This window comes from Paenibacillus sp. FSL K6-4396 (genome assembly GCF_038002525.1).
In the GTDB taxonomy this organism is placed as follows: domain Bacteria; phylum Bacillota; class Bacilli; order Paenibacillales; family Paenibacillaceae; genus Paenibacillus; species Paenibacillus amylolyticus_B.
Genome location: NZ_JBBOCR010000001.1, coordinates 7,064,278 through 7,080,840 on the forward strand (window position 1 = coordinate 7,064,278; position 16,563 = coordinate 7,080,840).

Genomic DNA, 16,563 nt, shown 5'->3' on the forward strand with positions numbered 1-16,563 from the left:
AACACTGCCACTATCATCTTATTGGCCAATTGAGTCGAAATGGTACATCATAGACGGTCAAAACTCCCCACATGCAGATACTTCTATTCTGCCGCCTCCACCAACCATGCTTGCATAGCCGGAGATTCCGCCCGATTTAAACGTAAGGCGATTTCAGTATTGATCTCATCTGGCGGCATGACTTCAACAAGGACACATACGGACTCTCGCGTTTGATTTAAGGCAAATATGCCTTCATCATCGAGCATTTTCATCGCCAGCTCCATGGCGTTCAGCCTCACATCCAATTCACGATTCCAATCATCATTCTCCAGTTCCGCAATGAAAGGACGCTCGTTATATCGTTGTTTGACACCGTCAAAGTGATCATCCCCAAAACAACAATAGGGCGAATCCGCATACGACCATTTGATGAGATCCGCAATCGTGGATACCGGCGTATCACTTTCCTCTGCTTGCCTAGCCGATTCCAACGCCAAAGCTTCCCACGACCAAGCGGAGATGCTTGGGGCATGTCCCTCGCCAGTAGTGTACAACGTACAATAATAGTAACGTTCACCATTTTCAAAAAGGGTGCAAAATGACGTTCTGGCGGCAGCGGCGATCTCTATGGCCAGTGTCTCTATTTCTTGCATTGGCTTCACAATTAGAGTTCTCCTTTCCATTCGTTGATCATTTGCCCCTTCGATATGAATTGGCTATTTGGACTAGATACCAGACACCTGCACCCACAATGGCAGCAAACACCAGATTAATGCAACCGAACACGATGAGTGACTTTGCTTGGCCTGGACCGATCCGGAAAGCGGTAGCTAGCTGGAAGACAGCCGGTAGCAAAAATGCCAGCCAGGAGATGGTTATAAGCTTTTCTGTTCTGAAACTCCACCATACTGCTGAACATGAGGCAAATAGCAGTACCCAGGTACAGATAAGCTTTAGGGCGAACATCATTTCGTCCCCCTCCTATTTGCCATGAATCACAAGTCCATATTTACTGAATATCCACGATTGGCTCAAGTCGTGCATTGCATCATGGCTTATACGCACAGAGGGCTTTTGCTCCTTCATCGCATCTGCATCATAGGCTGAGAAGCGAAGGGGTTTAGTCATTTTTTTGATAGAGTCTCTTATTTCATCGAAAAGCGCATAGGTCAGCGGCTTATGGTCCCGGATATCCTCATAAACATAGTACTTTCCTTTTTCATCTTCCAAATTAACTTGAAAACCTTTCGGAAATGAAAGCAAGATACACGGCAGTTCATCCTCTGCCCATTGTCCGTGGTATGGAAAAGAAACCCCTTCATTTCTTACAAAAAATCCTGAACTTTCTTGATCTGATGCAATAGAAATAGAGTAAACAAAGAAGGGATGGATGTCATCTCTCTTTTCTCCTGCCACAAAATACTGATAGAACGTCTGATACTCCTCGTACACCTGATTATAATCATGCTCTGTTCGGGCAGCATTGGTACGATAGAATTGCGCTTGCCGATGCTCCAAAAGCTGTAAAAGGCTTTTAAACTCTTCAGGAGTGATGAAGAATCTCAGTTTATAGAATCCGCTATGCTTTAATTTGTCCATTTCTTTTCGCTCACCGCCCTGTTTAGAAATGTTATGCCAATGACCTTAGCGGTTCAGGTTCATCTATATATGTATCTTATTTCCATTATAGTGATTACCTTTCCTGAGTCTACCTACTTTACACCTGAATTTGCGAATGAACTTTGAAAAGGTAGCCAAATATAATGATCATTACGCTTGTACGGGAGCAAAAGACATACGTGAGGTAAATTCCAGACTACCCGCCTTGTGAGGATGGGAGCACGCCAACATCTCGTAATCAGCACAAATTAGCCGTACGGATGATCACCCGTACGGCTAATTTTGAATTATTCAGCTTTGCGAATTTGGAATTGTTAAGGTTTAACTACAGAGAGAAGAGACTCATTTCCCTCAGAGATCACCGTCACATCTGGTGCAAACTTAGCATCACTTACATGTATCGTTTCTCCAAGTTCCATAGTACTAATGTCAAATTCAATCGACGTTGGCAAGTGTCTCGGCAATGCCTCAACTTCAATAGAAGATAATTGAACTTGCACGACTCCGCCCTGTTTTGTGCCAATCGGTGTGCCGTTGAACTTGACAGGAATTTTAGTACGCATGATCTCATTGGTCTGCACCTGTTGAAAATCCACATGAATCAAATCTCGTGTAACCGAATCCCGTTGAAGGTCTTCCAATAATACGGTCAATGAGCCTTTCTCTTCAAACTGCAATTCAATAAAACCAGACGCTCCATGCTTCAACCACTTTTGAAATTCTATTGTTGGAATATGAATCATCTCATTCTCCGTATTTTTTCCAAACACAATACCTGGCAAGCGCCCGGATTTACGTAGATCCTTAAGTCGAGAAGAATTTAATGGAATGCGGGTCTCCGCCTGAAAACTAGTAGTCATGCTATGTTCGCTCCTCTTTATTAAATGATATTTTCACATTTTTCATACTCATCCAACCATCCCCTGTTGGGGCTAAAGAGAGAAACATAGCATCACCACCTCCATATACGATCCAATTGATTTTAAAATACATTTAATGTAAGCACCCATAATATACATGAAGGCACTCTACTCCGAAGAGTAGAATGCCTATGGGATGCTTCAACCCTATCATAGAAACATCGATTTGTCGATTTAACCCGCCATATCCCATTTTGACGACTGGAACAGGCCTTCATGTCCTCATCTCAAATGTATACATCCTCAATACTCGTTGGATTCGTCAGAATTTATCGACCTGCGTAATTCCTCAAGCCACATGTCCATGAGCACCTTATTTCGGGGACAATAAAAATCGCGTCCTCTAAGGAGAGAACGCGAAATAAAGCAGATTGATTTTGTGTTTCAGCATCGTCAATTAACGCTTTCGGGCCACCACCGCTAGCCTACCGTTTTCGGTCGAATACTCGCATGTGGACAGTACAATAAGCTTGTCACCATACTGTGCTGTTACGCCTGTGTCATAAAGAGAGAGTTGTTTGATATTCTGAACATATGAATCGAACTCGGCGGGCGTATTTACATTCTCAATCTGGTAGTATTTAAACACGTCGTCCGATTTGCGATAAACTTTTGACAGAATAACGGCAACAATCTCATACTCTTCCTTTTTGTAAAGCGTGCTGAACTGGAACGTCGCATGCTCTTGATAAAAGCTTTCACCCTTGTACTTCATTAAATCTTTAAACATCCAACCACTTTTCATGTGATGACCATGAATCAGCAAAATGTCTGAATTGTTGGTCGTACTAGACTCGTCCAAAAAAGGAAGACCGCCTTGATTTTCATTTTTATCAAAATCATGATTGAGATAGTACTCCGAATCCTGTGGGCTCTGCATGACTGGGTACTCAATTCGGGTACCATCAATCTTCAGCCAGCCGACGATGTCTGAGTTCCTCTCGTAAAGATCTCGAAATTCGGGAAGCATAACCGGCTCATTGCCTTTATTGAACAAAAGGGAGGGGATTGCATCCCCTCCACCTTGTTCTGATCCTTCTTTCCAAACCTTTGTTAACTCTTCGATTTTCTGCTTCTCGGCATAGTCTCGCAAGAAAGTCCTCGCAAGACTAACAAGTGAAAATACCAACACAAGCAAGGAAACAGCGATAAGAATTTTTTTAGTTTTGCTCATTTTCTTACCGCCTTCCCTTCCATTACTGGATGTGCTTTTTTTTCTTGTGCCCGAGCAGACAGAACCCGATCGTCATTAAGGACATTAGCGCCAAAACCATATACAAGAATGGCGATACGCTGTTATCTCCAGTTTTCGGAGCATCGTCCAACGCGTTGCTATCGTTCTTAAGCTGATCGTTACCATTGTCCGGATCTGGCGTTACGATGCCTGGTTCAGGCGTTACCGTGCCTGGTTCAGGCGTTACCGTGCCTGGTTCAGGCGTTACCGTGCCTGGATCTGGCGTTACGGTGCCTGGATCTGGCGTTACCGTGCCCGGATCTGGCGTTACGGTGCCCGGGTCTGGCATTACCGTGCCTGGATCTGGCGTTACGGTGCCCGGATCTGGCGTTACGGTGCCCGGATCTGGCGTTACGGTGCCCGGATCTGGCGTTACGGTGCCTGGATCTGGCGTTACGGTGCCTGGACCAGGCGTTACGGTGCCGCCTCCGTTGTTACCATTGCCGCCAGTGCCACCACCAGAACGAATTGGCTTCATTGGCACATCGTACCTGACAATGTCAAAATCGACTGAAATCGTACCACTTGTATGCGTTTCGTATCCGTCCTTCGTTACGATCAGATAGTAATCCGCTTCAGGAAACACCATGTACGCATAGAAGCCATTTGCATCACTATTCTGCTCCGGGCTCTCGTTGTCGTACGGCGGGAAATTTGGAACCTTTGGAAGCGTTACTTTCGTGCCCGGAGTGCGGCCGTTATCTCTATTCCGCTGCGTATCCGCATAATACAGTGTAACTTTGGCTCCATCAATTTTCTTGCCAGTGACGGCATCTCCTGTCGTTTCATCATAGACCGTACCGTAAGGGTCGACTAACTCCTCTGAAATATTCAGCTCTCCGTTAGCTTTAACGTCAAGTTGCGCTACTTTGAGGAGCAATTCCTCGCCTGTCTCAGCTTGATAGCGAACTTCCATTGTGTACTTCTGCTCGCTTAGCCCTTCCACAGAGAAAGTTCCATTCGAAGCCATAGGAAATGCTTTAGGTTGGCCGTTTTCCTTAACATAAATGCCATCCTTGTCTTTCAAATAGATATGCATCTGACTAGTCAACAAATCGTTGAATAGCACTGTTGTTCCATCCAGTTGTTTGAACAGAATGATCCCCACGGCCGTAATGTCCGCTGGAACAGTCTCGTCCGTTACACTGCTGTTCACATTTGCTTTTTGCGTAAACTCAACAGGTACATCCTTACCGCCTACCCGATACATCTTCGTATATCTGATCGTATAATCGGTATCCGCTACGGCTGGAATTGAATATTCACCCTTCTCATTCGTCTGCGTCTGAATCTCTTCGCCTGTCTTCAGATCGGTTACCGTAATCGGTGCATTCGGAATGACTTCTCCTGTGTTATTGTTACGCAACACGCCTTCCAGATACGGTCTTGTATTGTCAAAATGTGCTTCAGACAACTTTTTCTCTGGAATAGTGCCAATGTGAATGAGACTCTCTGGATCAGTCACATAGCCATCTTGCGCATAATCATCTTGGGTCACTTTGTACTGAAGATTGGTTGGAAGCCCTTGGACAATGAGCGTCTGGCCATCTGTAAGCTCAAAGCTCTCACCGCTCTTGATCATGCCCTTGCTGCCGTCTGACTTCTCATAGACGTAGGATTCGTCCGATCCCTCGCCAGTGAAGGCAACCGTGTACTTAAACAGCTTCTTCTTGTCTTCATCTTTGCCTTTAACTGTGTTGCTAATTAATAGGCCGCCCTTCAAGACTCGCACGTTCGTGAATGGGGTATCATCATCAATGCCTTTCATGACTCCGGTATAATACCGTTCCTCAGGAGTAGTCATGTATTCATCGGTTGTGTAATCTTGTTGGGTAACGGTGTATTTCAGATTCTTAGGCAGGCCCAAAATATCCAGTGTCTCTCCATCCTTGAGGCGGAAAGTACCGCCGGACTTGATCGTACCTGTGCTGCCGTCCGTCTTCAAGTAAGAGTAACTTGCCTCTTTGCCTGTATCCTCAAAGTTGACGGTGTACTCGAACTCCTTCGTTTTATCACCACCGTTGCCCATGACCGTATTGCTGATGGTCAGCTTGTTAACGGTCCGTTCATTGATGAAGTCCGCCTTGTGATCACCTTTATTCACGATTGAGCCAGACAGCTCTCTCGTACCCGGTATCGTCGTATAACCGTCAACGGTTGTATAATCAGCCTCGGTTACGGTATAGACCAGATCCGCAGGCAAGGCTGGGAACGTCACAGATTCCCCGTGCTTGAGGACAATCTTGTCTCCGCTCTTGATCGTGTCAAACGTATCATCCGACTTCTTATAGGTATACTCTCTGTCCTTACCTTCGCCTGTGATGGTCACGGTGTACTCGAACCCTTTGTCCGGATCACTGCCGTTACCTTCCACCTTATTGGTAATGGTCAGCTTGCCTTGGGCCGGTGTAGGCACGATCAGTGGATTATCAGAGGTTAATTTCACCCCGTCTACCCAGATGGGCTTCCCTGGCGTATTCCCTACATATACTTGGTATACTCTTGTAGTTGGCAGCCAAGTATTGGTGTCAATATAAGTTTCTTTCAGCTCATAATACCCTGGATCAGGGAATAGCAGATTAAGTTTCCCTCCGCTATCGGTTTTTCCTTTGGTGATTATAGTTCCGCCGTCTTTCTTATAGAGTGTAAACTCTACGTCTTTTAGCGGATTGCCATTGGGATCTACCTTTTTCAGAGGCAATAGGGCATTGGAACTTGAACTGCCCGCCACGTCCGAACTGTCCAGCGTGCTTTCACTTCTGGCACTGACAGATTTCAGATTGTCATCGCCCTCCAGTTTTACCTCGTTGCCCATTGTGTCTCCAGCTTTCGCTGTAGATGGATCAACTTCTGTTTGGTAAACAAACTGGTAAAGTTGATTAGGGTCGTCCATTTTAAATGTTAGAACCGTAGTGCCACCTGCGCCTGGTACAGCTTCTACTTGAACTTCAGCATTCGGGTCGCTGAGGTCCAGTGCTGCGCCCTCTCGTTCAAGAGTGCCGCTTGCGGTCAATTTAGCAGGATAGACTGCCATACTAGGTGATGTCAGCACAAGATTTCCGTTTTCTTCATAACGCAAATTCATGCCTGCACCCAGGGTATCCTGCAAATAAACACCCTGCTTCATGTTAAATGGCGGGGTATAGTTCACCGTCCATTCCAGCACTCCTGGAACTGGCTTAGTTACCGACTTTCCAAGGGACTGAATTGGTACAATAACTTTGCGCTGTTCGGTGACAACCTTCTCCACTCCACCCCATGTCATATAAAGGTCGGCTTTGTTATACAGCACCTGTTTGTCTGTACCGTTGATGGTGTATTCCTCTAAATACTTCTGCAGAGCATCATTGGAAGGTCTTGCCTTCACCAGAATGATATAAGGACTTTCCAACTTGGAGAAGGTGAAAGTACCCTCGTTTCCAATGTGTGAGAAATGGACTACATGAGAACTAGTACCTGGTTCAATTAGAGTTCTAGCATCGTTTCTAACACCATATTCTGTTCCTCCGCCATTGTCCGAAAATCCTTTCCAAAGCTCGAAATCCTTAGTTTCAGAGAAAGGAACGAATTCCCAGCCTTCGGGAAGTGTATCCACTAGCTTAACATTACTAATGACTCGATTACCGCCATCCTTAGCCATTTCTTCTGTGTTATATCCAGGCATATTTACCCCTAAACGGAATGTGACCGTTTTGGTTGTTCTGTCATAGCCAGAAATCGTCCATGCTTCATTATTATCATTTCTAATGTAACTGCTAACGTTATTCGGCGTCACATTTTCAAATGTACCATCTACTTTTAATGGCCTCGAAGCAAAGAGCATATCCTTGTTCAACATACGCAGGTGCAAGTTGGCGCTGTTATTTGCTTGTTTTACGCTTTCGCCATCAATGAGCAAAGCCCGATTCGAGCTTATTTTCCCTGCGTTAATGTCCTGTCTGAAGAGAATGTTTGGGTTGGTCTCAAGTGCACGGAAGCTGAAGGATGCAGCTTCTTCGGTGTATCCGGTCACCTTGATCAAATCGGCCACTACTTTACCGTCTACGGTTAATGGAATAGCTTTCATCGTCAAACCGGTTGCATTCGACTTCAGAGTTCCCGCTTTGTACTGCTTCCAAAGCTGCGCAGAAGTGATATTTGCTTTAATTTTCGCAATTGTCTCCGCACTCACCTCGCTGGTTTCATCTACAGCGTTGTCCAAGACGTTTAAGTCACCGCCATGCACAAGGACATCGTATATTGCCGCGTTAGGTAAGGCGTACTGTGGTGTTAGATTAACGGTCCACGTGATACTACCCAAGTTATAATCCTCGGTTGATACTGCGCCTGTTTTTGTAAACGTGTGTGCGCCAATGCTGACGATTGCCTCATCCGTCACGGCAATAGGTCTTTTACCCGTCATTACATCGTTGTTCTGTATCCCCCCTGGTGTATCCAAATTCCAGTTGGCACGAGGGTCAATTTGGAAGCTGGAACCACTTATCGCCTTGCTTTTGATCAACAATTCGACTTTTCCGTTAATATCCCCGAAGGAATAAACGCCGTTGGAATCTGGTGTAATTGGCGTTTCTTCAGATACAGCGCCATCTACCCATGTCTGCCATGCAGCTGATTCAAATTCCAGCCCAGCCGGTAATACATTTGTGATGGTAAAGTCCTTTAACCCTTTTTTGTTATATTGGTTAACCGCGATCTTCCATGTAATGGTTTCATTTGCATGATCATACGAAGCGCTGGCTTGAATCCAATCGGGAGCAAAGGCAATCTCCAAACCTGACTGCACCAACATATTATTGTCTTTTCTCAGTTCCACTTTGCCATTCATATCCCGGTGGCTGCGACCGAGATTGGCTGGCGGATTCCGATACTCGTAATAATAAGCTTCCTTTGAAATCCATGTTTTATATTCAACCTTTGGATCCAGACCTGTTCCCTGTGGAAAAATGTAAGTCAGCGATCCGTCTGGACCAACGACTGGAGTTACATTTTGGTCATTTACTTTAAATGAATCCTCCATATAGGTGCCGCGGACATTTCCAGAGCTGGTATTATACGTTGAGGGATTCGTATAAAAGGTCTTTCCGTCTAGTGGCAATTTGATTGTTTTATCAAACTGATCAAACGCAGATACAGTTGACTGCCAGGTAACAGCTCCCTCAACAAATTGTGCTGGTTGAATTCCGCGATAGCTATACTGATCCCATCTGATCATTCCAGGCGAGCTTAAAGTAATGTTATACTCTGCTGTAACATCTGGGTTCTCTAGCTGATATGCACCACCAAAGATGTTGATCGGCTTTTTATCCCCATACGCCAATCCCGTTATATCTGCATTGGCAGTAGATTCAAAGCTGAAGGCAATGCCTCGTCCAACACCATTGAAAAAATAATCATCACCGTTAAATACAATCTTGATGCTATTTGGAGTAAAATGGGCAGTACCCAGCTGTTTTGTACCTGATTCCGTCTGTGCATTCAAGGTTTTAGTAGCTGTTGGCAGCATCACTTCCTTGAAGTAATCTTCTCTTTTCAGCTCAATCCAGTCACCCTTTTGGATGTATTTCTCAGGATCTGCATTAGTTGGATTTGAGTCATCACCATTCACTGGTACCTTGAGCCCTTCCGATTTGAGCGTAAAGGGCTGTCTACCCTGAATAATACCGTTTGGATTAATAACAGCATTCCCCTGTGTCACTTCCAGCGGGAAGGTTGAATTAGATTCCATAAATACCGCTGTTTTGTCCGTTGGGACTGCCGCCATCGCTACGAAATTGTTCGGCGCATCGTACATTGCCTCAGGTACCGGAAGCGGTTCCTCTTGCACTGCCACAGGTTCCGAAAGCGGTTCGTCGTTCACTGCCTCAGGTACCGAAAGTGGTTCGTCGGCACTCGGTGAGTCAGATTCAATGACGGCTTCCATTCCGGAATCGGTTGGCACACTCTCCGCATATGCGGCGGTGGAGTATATCACTGTCTGCAAGACGAGCAACATTGCCAGAAATAAAGACAATAACGGTTTACCTATATTGCGTTTTTGTTTCAAACGAAAATCTCCTCCACTTCTAAAATTATTGCAGCAACCAGAAACTTTTTCCCTTTCCTTTGGCCATTCCATCCTTACAACAGAAACTGATAAAATTCATCAAGTTCATATGGCTTGCCTTACCATTTTACTTTAGAGCCCTTACCAAATTCTGAACACTAAGCGGTAACCAGAGCATAGAGCCAATTCTGACATGGATTTCTCCATAGAATCGTGGGTTTTAAGCATAAAAAAAACATCCTAAATTGGAATATGGCATTCTCCTGGATAAACCCTTTTCACCAATTAAAGAACTACTTGATGAGAGGATTTATCCGTAGAGGAATGCTCATTCTCCCGATAGGATGTGTTTCTCTGTTTTAATATAAAGTTTGAATAAGTTCTACATTATGAAGCTTTTGCTGCAACAGCTTTTTCAATCAATGCTTTTGCATCGTTAGTAATCAGACCTTGTTTAGGTTGAAGTGATTTTTTATCTGTTCCAGCAAAAATACCTTTGTCAATCAGTTTTGCCATAGGTTTAATTGCATAAGCAGACACGGATTTACCATCTTCAAAACTAGCAATAATCGTAGCAGCATCTTTATCAGTCGCTTGATCTTTTACCAATTTAGCAAGAATGGTAGCAGCTTCTTCACGCGTGATATCCCGATCAGGATAGAAGTTTCCACCATAACCTTGAATGAATCCAGCATGCGTAGCTTCAGCAATCGCATCTGCATATGCAGCATTAGCGGCAACATCCTTGAATGCAGGTGCTGTAGCTACTTCGTTAAGTTTCAACATGTCGACCAGAGCACTTACAAATTCAGCACGAGAAATAACTTCTGTGGTTATAGGTGTTTCTGTCGGCTCGGTAGATGCAACCAGGTTTGTGATACGTCCTTCATTTTTAGCTACGATGCTACCGCCTTTATACGTGTCTACGATGTATTGGTAGAATACATCCAGATCGATAGGACCTGCCAGAGATGATTTAGCATCCAGCAGCACTTTATAGTTATCTCCACCTGCAGCCATAAAGTTGTTAACTACAGCCGTATATGTTTTTGCAGGATCAATCGTTGTTCCATCTTCCAGACTGAGACCAGTAACGCGTTCTGCGACCGGCTTATTGAAATCTGCAGTGTATTTTAAACCAGAGATTTGGAGTGTTTTGGTATTAGGTGTACCGTCAGCATTGGTACCCCATTGCTGCTGCAACAAGGTTTTAACCTGTTCGCCAGTCAGCTCCAGTTTTACTAGAGTATTACCAAACGGTTGGATTTTGGCAAGATCAGCAAAGGTTACATCGCCTTGTGGCAGATCCGCACGAATACCACCTGGATTCATAAATGCAAAGTCAGCAGCACTTGCCTTATCTCCAAAGTCTGCTTTACGCATTGCATCTGCAATCAGGTTGCCTAGAGGCGCTTCATTATTGTAGGCATCTGTACGCAAAACAGAACCATCTGTTGTACCCACTGGCTTCGTCAGTTCAGGGTGCTTGTCCAATGATTTCTTGATAATTGCCAATGTTTCAGAGTCTTCTTTTACACCCTCTTGGAGAGTCGTTGTAACAGTCGCTGATTTTTCAGTTACATCCCCGGTAGCAGGGTCAATCATCAACTTGATATCTTCAAACGCCGTACCATAGGAATAAGCTTGAACGATCAACTTTCCATTCACTTCACCGTTAGCCAAAGCATGATTGTCACCTGCAACGATAACATCAACAGGGGAATCTGCTGGTAAAGCTTTTGCCAGATCAGCTGCTTCTCCAGTCGTTACGCCTTCTTTGGTGGTTGCTGGATCATGTGCCAACACGATGATCGTTTCTACACCTTTATCTTGTAATTCTTTTGCATATTTATTAACGGCTTCAACTTCTTCTTCTGGACTTAAGAAACGTACGCCAGCTGTCCCCGATGGAGATACTTTAGCAGGTGTGGATTTCGTCACTAGTCCGATGAATCCAATTTTGACTCCGCCTACTTCTTTGATTACATAAGGCTTGATCAGTGTTTTTCCGGTAGCGGTTTCAATGACGTTTGCATTAACGTAATCAAATTTTGCACCGGCATGCGTTACCTTACCTTCTTTTGGATCAAGGCCACCAAAGATCTGTGCCTTTAAAGCAGCGACACCTTGGTCGAATTCATGATTCCCTAAGGACCCTACATCAAAGCCCATCATATTCATCCATTCCATGGTAGGCTCGTCACGATCCAAAGATGAGGCTGGAGCAGATGCACCAACAGAGTCCCCATTATGGAAGAGTAGGGAGTGTTCATATTTGGCTTGAGCTTCTTTGAGATAGGTTGCTAGAATTGGAGCCGTTCCTGCTTTCTTATCACCCACGATTGATGTTGTATCTAGCTGACCGTGGAAATCATTGATTCCAATCAAGTGTACTTCTACATCGTTACCTGCGGCAGAGACAGAACCCGCTGCGCCCAATAGTTGCGTGAGTAATAGTGCGGCAGTAGCTACACGCAGTGTGCTTTTGCCCAAAACTTTTTTCCAAAACATGAATGAAAAAACCCCTCTCCAATTATCGATCCTGAGATATTTTACCATAGTTCAATTCAGAAAAGTCATAGAAACTATCAAATGGTTGTAAAAATATTTGGGAGATTGATAGAGAAGAGGTATGTTTACTACTGGCTAAACATAAAGACACCCCGCAGGGTGCCCTTATTACCTTCATATAACGGCTCATAAACTAGCTCAACACGTTCAACAACAAGAGTATCTTTCATCCAAGTTTACTTTCAACTCTATAGAGATTGAGATATTGCTCAGTTAACTACGATTCCTTTATGCTCTAACATGTTCATTAATAGAACGACGGCCTCTGCTCTGGTGGTTGGTGATTTAGGTATAAAATTGTTGTTTCCCATTCCTTCGACAAGGCCAAGTTCCTTCAACGCTGCCACAGAGGTTTTTGCCCATACAGGAATAGATTTTTCATCTGAAAAAAATATTGTAGCATTGCCTGTTGTAGGTACCTTGAGCGCTTTCGCAACCATCACTACCATCTCGGCACGTGTGATATTGGCGTTCGGCCGGATCGTGTCGTCTGGATAACCGCTAATAATGCCTTCTTGCACGGCTTGCGAGACTGCCATTTTGGCCCAAGTTCCGATCTCGGTTTTATCTGAGAATACCAATTCCACTTCTGCTTTTTGTGAATTCAACGCACCCATCAGCATGACTGAGAACTCGGCACGTGTGACGTTCTTCCCCGGATTGAACGTTCCATCCGGATAACCGGTAATTATACCCTTGCTTAAAGCTTGTTGAATTCTTGCTTCAGCCCAATGTCCCGAGATATCGCTAAAGCCAGATTCCGCCGTCGGTTCAACTGGACTATTCAAGATGGGCTTTCCACTAGTTTGATCAACAACAAGGACAGCATACTTCGTGAAGTGATTGACCTCGACTGCGATTTGATTCCCTTGAATAATACCGCCATCCACTTTCTCCCATGCCTTGTTCACTTCATCATAATAAAAAACAGCTGCCGAATGATGACGCTCAAGACCTGTTGAATCAAATGTAAATGTCATTTTTACCGGCTTGAGAAAGTTCTCCGTAAAATTCTTTAGAAGCTCAAATACTGGGCTGGCCAGAATCTCTTTATGTGTTAGCAAAGGTTCCGTATTGGAAACTTTATCAATGGATAATGTCAGCTCGCGAGATGATGCCCCTGCTGGAATTGAGATTTCAATCTCTTTGCCCAGGCTGACCAACCCTGACTTACCAATTGGCACGGTTATTTTACCCGTTGTTGATTTGACTGTATTGTCTATCGGGGCATTTGGTGCAGAAGGACTGCTCGGACTTGTTGTTTGTACCGGCTGTACAGTAAAAACAGAGTACGGATTCGACTCCGTTATTCCCTCTCCTGCGTTACCTGCACCATTGGACACTCCCGTATTTTGAAGGGTGATGACATTGACCGATTTGCTCACATTCGCTTGTGGGGTTAAAGTTGCTGTCCACGTCACTCCCCCATCGGTTGAACGGACAGTAGTCAGTGTACCGCTTGCAATCGTCAGATCTGCGTTATCAAAACCTGACACTGCCTCAGAGAATGTGATTGTTATCAAGGATGTTTTGCCAAGAGTAAGCGTTCCATCAGCTACAACAATCGTTGCCGTTGGTCGGGAGGTATAGACCGCGTAATTATTCGAAGCAGTCGTTCCCGTGCCTGCGTTGCCTGCCATATCGCTAATACCCGAATTATCAAGCGTGATGACATTGGTTCCATCATCAATACCTACAGTTGGTATCAATGTCGCAGTCCATGTAATCCCCTCATCAGATGTACGCACAGCACTCAGCGTGCCGTTTGCAACGGTCAGGTCCTCATTGGTAAAGCCTGTAATTGCTTCCGAAAACGTAAAGGTGACCTCTGATGTCTTGCCGGCAGTCAGGATCATATCGGCGACGTTAATCGTTGCTGTCGGTCTGACCGTATCAATGGCGAAGTTATTGGAATCCGTTGTACCTGTACCTGTTATGCCGCTTTGATTCATTACACCCGTATTATGGAGTGTAATCTTGTTCGTTCCCGCAGTGATGCCGGCGGTAGGGGTAAATTTTGCTGTATACGTAATATTGTCATTCGTAGCCAGATTGGTAATGGTTCCATTCGTCACCACAAGGTCGGCTAGTGTAAAACCGGTCACTGCTTCAGAGAAGGTGAAGGTCACATCAGACGTCTTGCCAATATTCAACGTTGTATCGGCTACGACAATCGTTGCCGTTGGCCGGGCGGTATAGATCTCATAATTATTCGAAGGCGTTGCCCCCGTGCCCGTATTGCCCGCAATATCACGAATGCCTGTATTATCAAGCGTGATAATATTGGTTGCATCGGTGATACCAAAAGCTGGCGTTAGTGTCGCGGTCCATGTTATACCTCCATTGGAGGAACTAAGGCCACTCACCGTACCATTCTCAACTATTAGGTCGTCAACGCTAAAGCCGGTCACTGCTTCGGAAAATGTGATGGTGATCAGTGATGTCTCCCCAGCGGTAAGGACCGTATCGGCTACGACAATGGTTGCTGTCGGTCTTAATGTATCAATAGTATAATTACTCGAAGTGGACGTGCCCACACCTACAATACCGCCTAGATTCATCACACCTTCGTTGTTCAGGGTTATGACGTTGGTTGCATCTGTAATATCTGGTTTAGGTGTGAGAGTTGCGGTCCACGTATAACCTCCATCCGAAGAGACCGGTGCAGTCAGTGTGCCGCTTTCCGGAACAGTTAAGTCTCCATTGTCCAACCCTTGTACCGGTTCCGAGAACGTAAAGAATACCTTTGCGGTGGTGCCAATTCCCAGCAGCGCATATTCCATCGAAATTGTTGATGTTGGAGCCGCAGCATACACCTTATCTGATGCTTTGAGGCACAACAATCCTGCCATTAGGGATACCACGAGAACAATAATTCCAATCTTCTTCCTTAAATACATATGCTCCTCCTCTTAACGCTCTCTGGACTATTCAATAAAATCAATTCCCTCTTAAATACTTCAAATTTAATCTAATCAATTCGACACATACGTCCGAATTCCTATACCCACAAATAAAAATAAATCCTTTCCTAAGCTGAAATTACGAAATGTAAGTCGAGATCGAAACTAGTAGCATTATTCATTGATGTCTTCCTCTATCGAACAGTTAGAGTTTCGTAGAAAATAATGTATTTTATCTTTTTAGTTGCTATAATGGAATAAAAAGTAATATACCCATTTACATATAGTGCATTGAAGCAACTAATTTTGTCTATTAAAGGAGGTGAACCGGAGAGCACTGTATATCTGATTTCCCTTTAATTATCATTGGGGGATGTGTTGATTGCTCTTTCACCACTCCTAACCGAACACTGCGTCGCCATATGCATTATCTGTAAGGGTTTATGGTATTAGGTATGAAGCCTCAACCATTCTAAGGAATATAGGAGTGTGTCCAATGAATAATCTATTTTTCCCCAAATCTTTTCGAGTTGTTTTGGCTTGCTTGTTGATTCTTGCATTTGCCGTACCAGCGACCGCTTCTGCCGGCTATCTTGGAGATAAGCTCACGATCGGCCAAAGTATGGCTAAGGGAGACTATCTCACTTCGCAAGATGGCAGATTTTCAGCCATATGGCAGAATGACGGGAATTTTGTCATCTATCAGAATGGTTCTTCTCTTTGGAGTAGCGGTACCAGTAACAGTGGGGCTCTTTCGTTCAAGTTTGAACCACAATACGGGAAACCTGTCATGTATAAATATGGAATGAAATATCAAGATGTGTACCAATATGGCTATCGCTATGGTTTCAACCCGGCTACAGGAAAATTCGAATATTACACCGGCTGGGGATGGGATAAAGTTTTGATGATTGATACTTCTGTACAGGTAGCTGCTTGGTCTCCCAATACCACCTCATGGATTCCAGGTCATCACGGGAGCAGCTTACCAGCTAACACAACGGGTGACACACTAGTCATGCAAAGTGATGGGAATTTAGTTCTCTATAACACAACTCTGACCAATGACTATTATCCAAATAGTTGGATTCCTGTCTGGGCTTCGAATACGGGCGGGCGCTAAAAGAGAAGAGAACTGGAACGGAATGAACTAAAGTACGATGGAGAGCTGCGTGATAAGCGGCTCTTTTTTTGTTTTCCGAGGAAGTTGATAGACCCATCACTTAACAAAAAGAGGCCACCCAGTAAAAACGGCTGACCTCTATACATAACGTCGTATGAACTATCCCG

Annotated in this window: 9 protein-coding genes and 1 pseudogene; 2 read left to right on the forward strand and 8 right to left on the reverse strand. The window is 44.6% G+C overall.

The window, feature by feature from the left end:
• Positions 1–83: 83 nt before the first annotated feature.
• The 5 genes from MHB85_RS30770 to srtB form a co-directional block, all read right to left on the reverse strand.
• Complete coding sequence (locus MHB85_RS30770; protein ID WP_223200025.1) at positions 84–635, reverse strand: DUF4303 domain-containing protein; 552 nt, start codon at positions 633–635, stop codon at positions 84–86.
• 37 nt (positions 636–672) lie between these two features.
• Positions 673–951: a hypothetical protein gene (locus MHB85_RS30775; protein ID WP_105600598.1), complete on the reverse strand. Its 279-nt coding sequence runs from the start codon at positions 949–951 to the stop codon at positions 673–675.
• A 12-nt stretch (positions 952–963) separates the two neighbouring features.
• Positions 964–1,581 (reverse strand): hypothetical protein, encoded by a 618-nt coding sequence (locus MHB85_RS30780; protein ID WP_105600599.1) that lies wholly within the window; start codon positions 1,579–1,581, stop codon positions 964–966.
• Positions 1,582–1,916: 335 nt separating this feature from the next.
• A complete protein-coding gene (locus MHB85_RS30785) occupies positions 1,917–2,462 on the reverse strand; it encodes a 50S ribosomal protein L25 (RefSeq protein ID WP_105600601.1) in 546 nt (181 codons plus the stop codon).
• A gap of 457 nt (positions 2,463–2,919) precedes the next feature.
• The gene (srtB, locus tag MHB85_RS30790; protein ID WP_105600602.1) at positions 2,920–3,696 is read right to left on the reverse strand and encodes a class B sortase; all 777 of its coding nucleotides are present in this window, start codon (positions 3,694–3,696) and stop codon (positions 2,920–2,922) included.
• A 206-nt stretch (positions 3,697–3,902) separates the two neighbouring features.
• Between srtB and MHB85_RS31280 the strand changes: the two genes are divergently transcribed.
• A complete protein-coding gene (locus MHB85_RS31280; protein WP_445739062.1) occupies positions 3,903–4,322 on the forward strand; it encodes a hypothetical protein in 420 nt (139 codons plus the stop codon).
• Positions 4,323–4,924: 602 nt separating this feature from the next.
• Here MHB85_RS31280 and MHB85_RS30795 read toward each other — a convergent pair.
• The 3 genes and pseudogenes from MHB85_RS30795 to MHB85_RS30805 all read right to left on the reverse strand — a co-directional run.
• Positions 4,925–9,871: pseudogene (locus MHB85_RS30795) on the reverse strand (DUF7601 domain-containing protein); the annotation flags it as partial.
• A gap of 315 nt (positions 9,872–10,186) precedes the next feature.
• Positions 10,187–12,310 carry a 5'-nucleotidase C-terminal domain-containing protein gene (locus MHB85_RS30800; RefSeq protein ID WP_192136339.1) on the reverse strand — a complete coding sequence of 708 codons (2,124 nt, stop codon included), beginning with the start codon at positions 12,308–12,310 and terminating at the stop codon, positions 10,187–10,189.
• Positions 12,311–12,579: 269 nt separating this feature from the next.
• Positions 12,580–15,270, reverse strand: a complete 2,691-nt coding sequence (locus MHB85_RS30805; RefSeq protein ID WP_192136340.1) for an Ig-like domain-containing protein — start codon at positions 15,268–15,270, stop codon at positions 12,580–12,582.
• Positions 15,271–15,769: 499 nt separating this feature from the next.
• Between MHB85_RS30805 and MHB85_RS30810 the strand changes: the two genes are divergently transcribed.
• A complete protein-coding gene (locus MHB85_RS30810; RefSeq protein ID WP_192136341.1) occupies positions 15,770–16,396 on the forward strand; it encodes a hypothetical protein in 627 nt (208 codons plus the stop codon).
• Positions 16,397–16,563 lie beyond the last annotated feature (167 nt).

What these genes read in the sequence shown, in the direction of transcription:
- MHB85_RS30810 (WP_192136341.1), top strand. Translation starts at nt 15,770, where the DNA reads ATGAATAATCTATTTTTCCCCAAATCTTTTCGAGTTGTTTTGGCTTGC.
- MHB85_RS30770 (WP_223200025.1), bottom strand. Translation starts at nt 635, where the DNA reads ATGCAAGAAATAGAGACACTGGCCATAGAGATCGCCGCTGCCGCCAGA.
- MHB85_RS30780 (WP_105600599.1), bottom strand. Translation starts at nt 1,581, where the DNA reads ATGGACAAATTAAAGCATAGCGGATTCTATAAACTGAGATTCTTCATC.
- MHB85_RS30800 (WP_192136339.1), bottom strand. Translation starts at nt 12,310, where the DNA reads ATGTTTTGGAAAAAAGTTTTGGGCAAAAGCACACTGCGTGTAGCTACT.
- MHB85_RS31280 (WP_445739062.1), top strand. Translation starts at nt 3,903, where the DNA reads ATGCCTGGTTCAGGCGTTACCGTGCCTGGTTCAGGCGTTACCGTGCCT.
- MHB85_RS30805 (WP_192136340.1), bottom strand. Translation starts at nt 15,270, where the DNA reads ATGTATTTAAGGAAGAAGATTGGAATTATTGTTCTCGTGGTATCCCTA.
- MHB85_RS30775 (WP_105600598.1), bottom strand. Translation starts at nt 951, where the DNA reads ATGATGTTCGCCCTAAAGCTTATCTGTACCTGGGTACTGCTATTTGCC.
- srtB (WP_105600602.1), bottom strand. Translation starts at nt 3,696, where the DNA reads ATGAGCAAAACTAAAAAAATTCTTATCGCTGTTTCCTTGCTTGTGTTG.
- MHB85_RS30785 (WP_105600601.1), bottom strand. Translation starts at nt 2,462, where the DNA reads ATGACTACTAGTTTTCAGGCGGAGACCCGCATTCCATTAAATTCTTCT.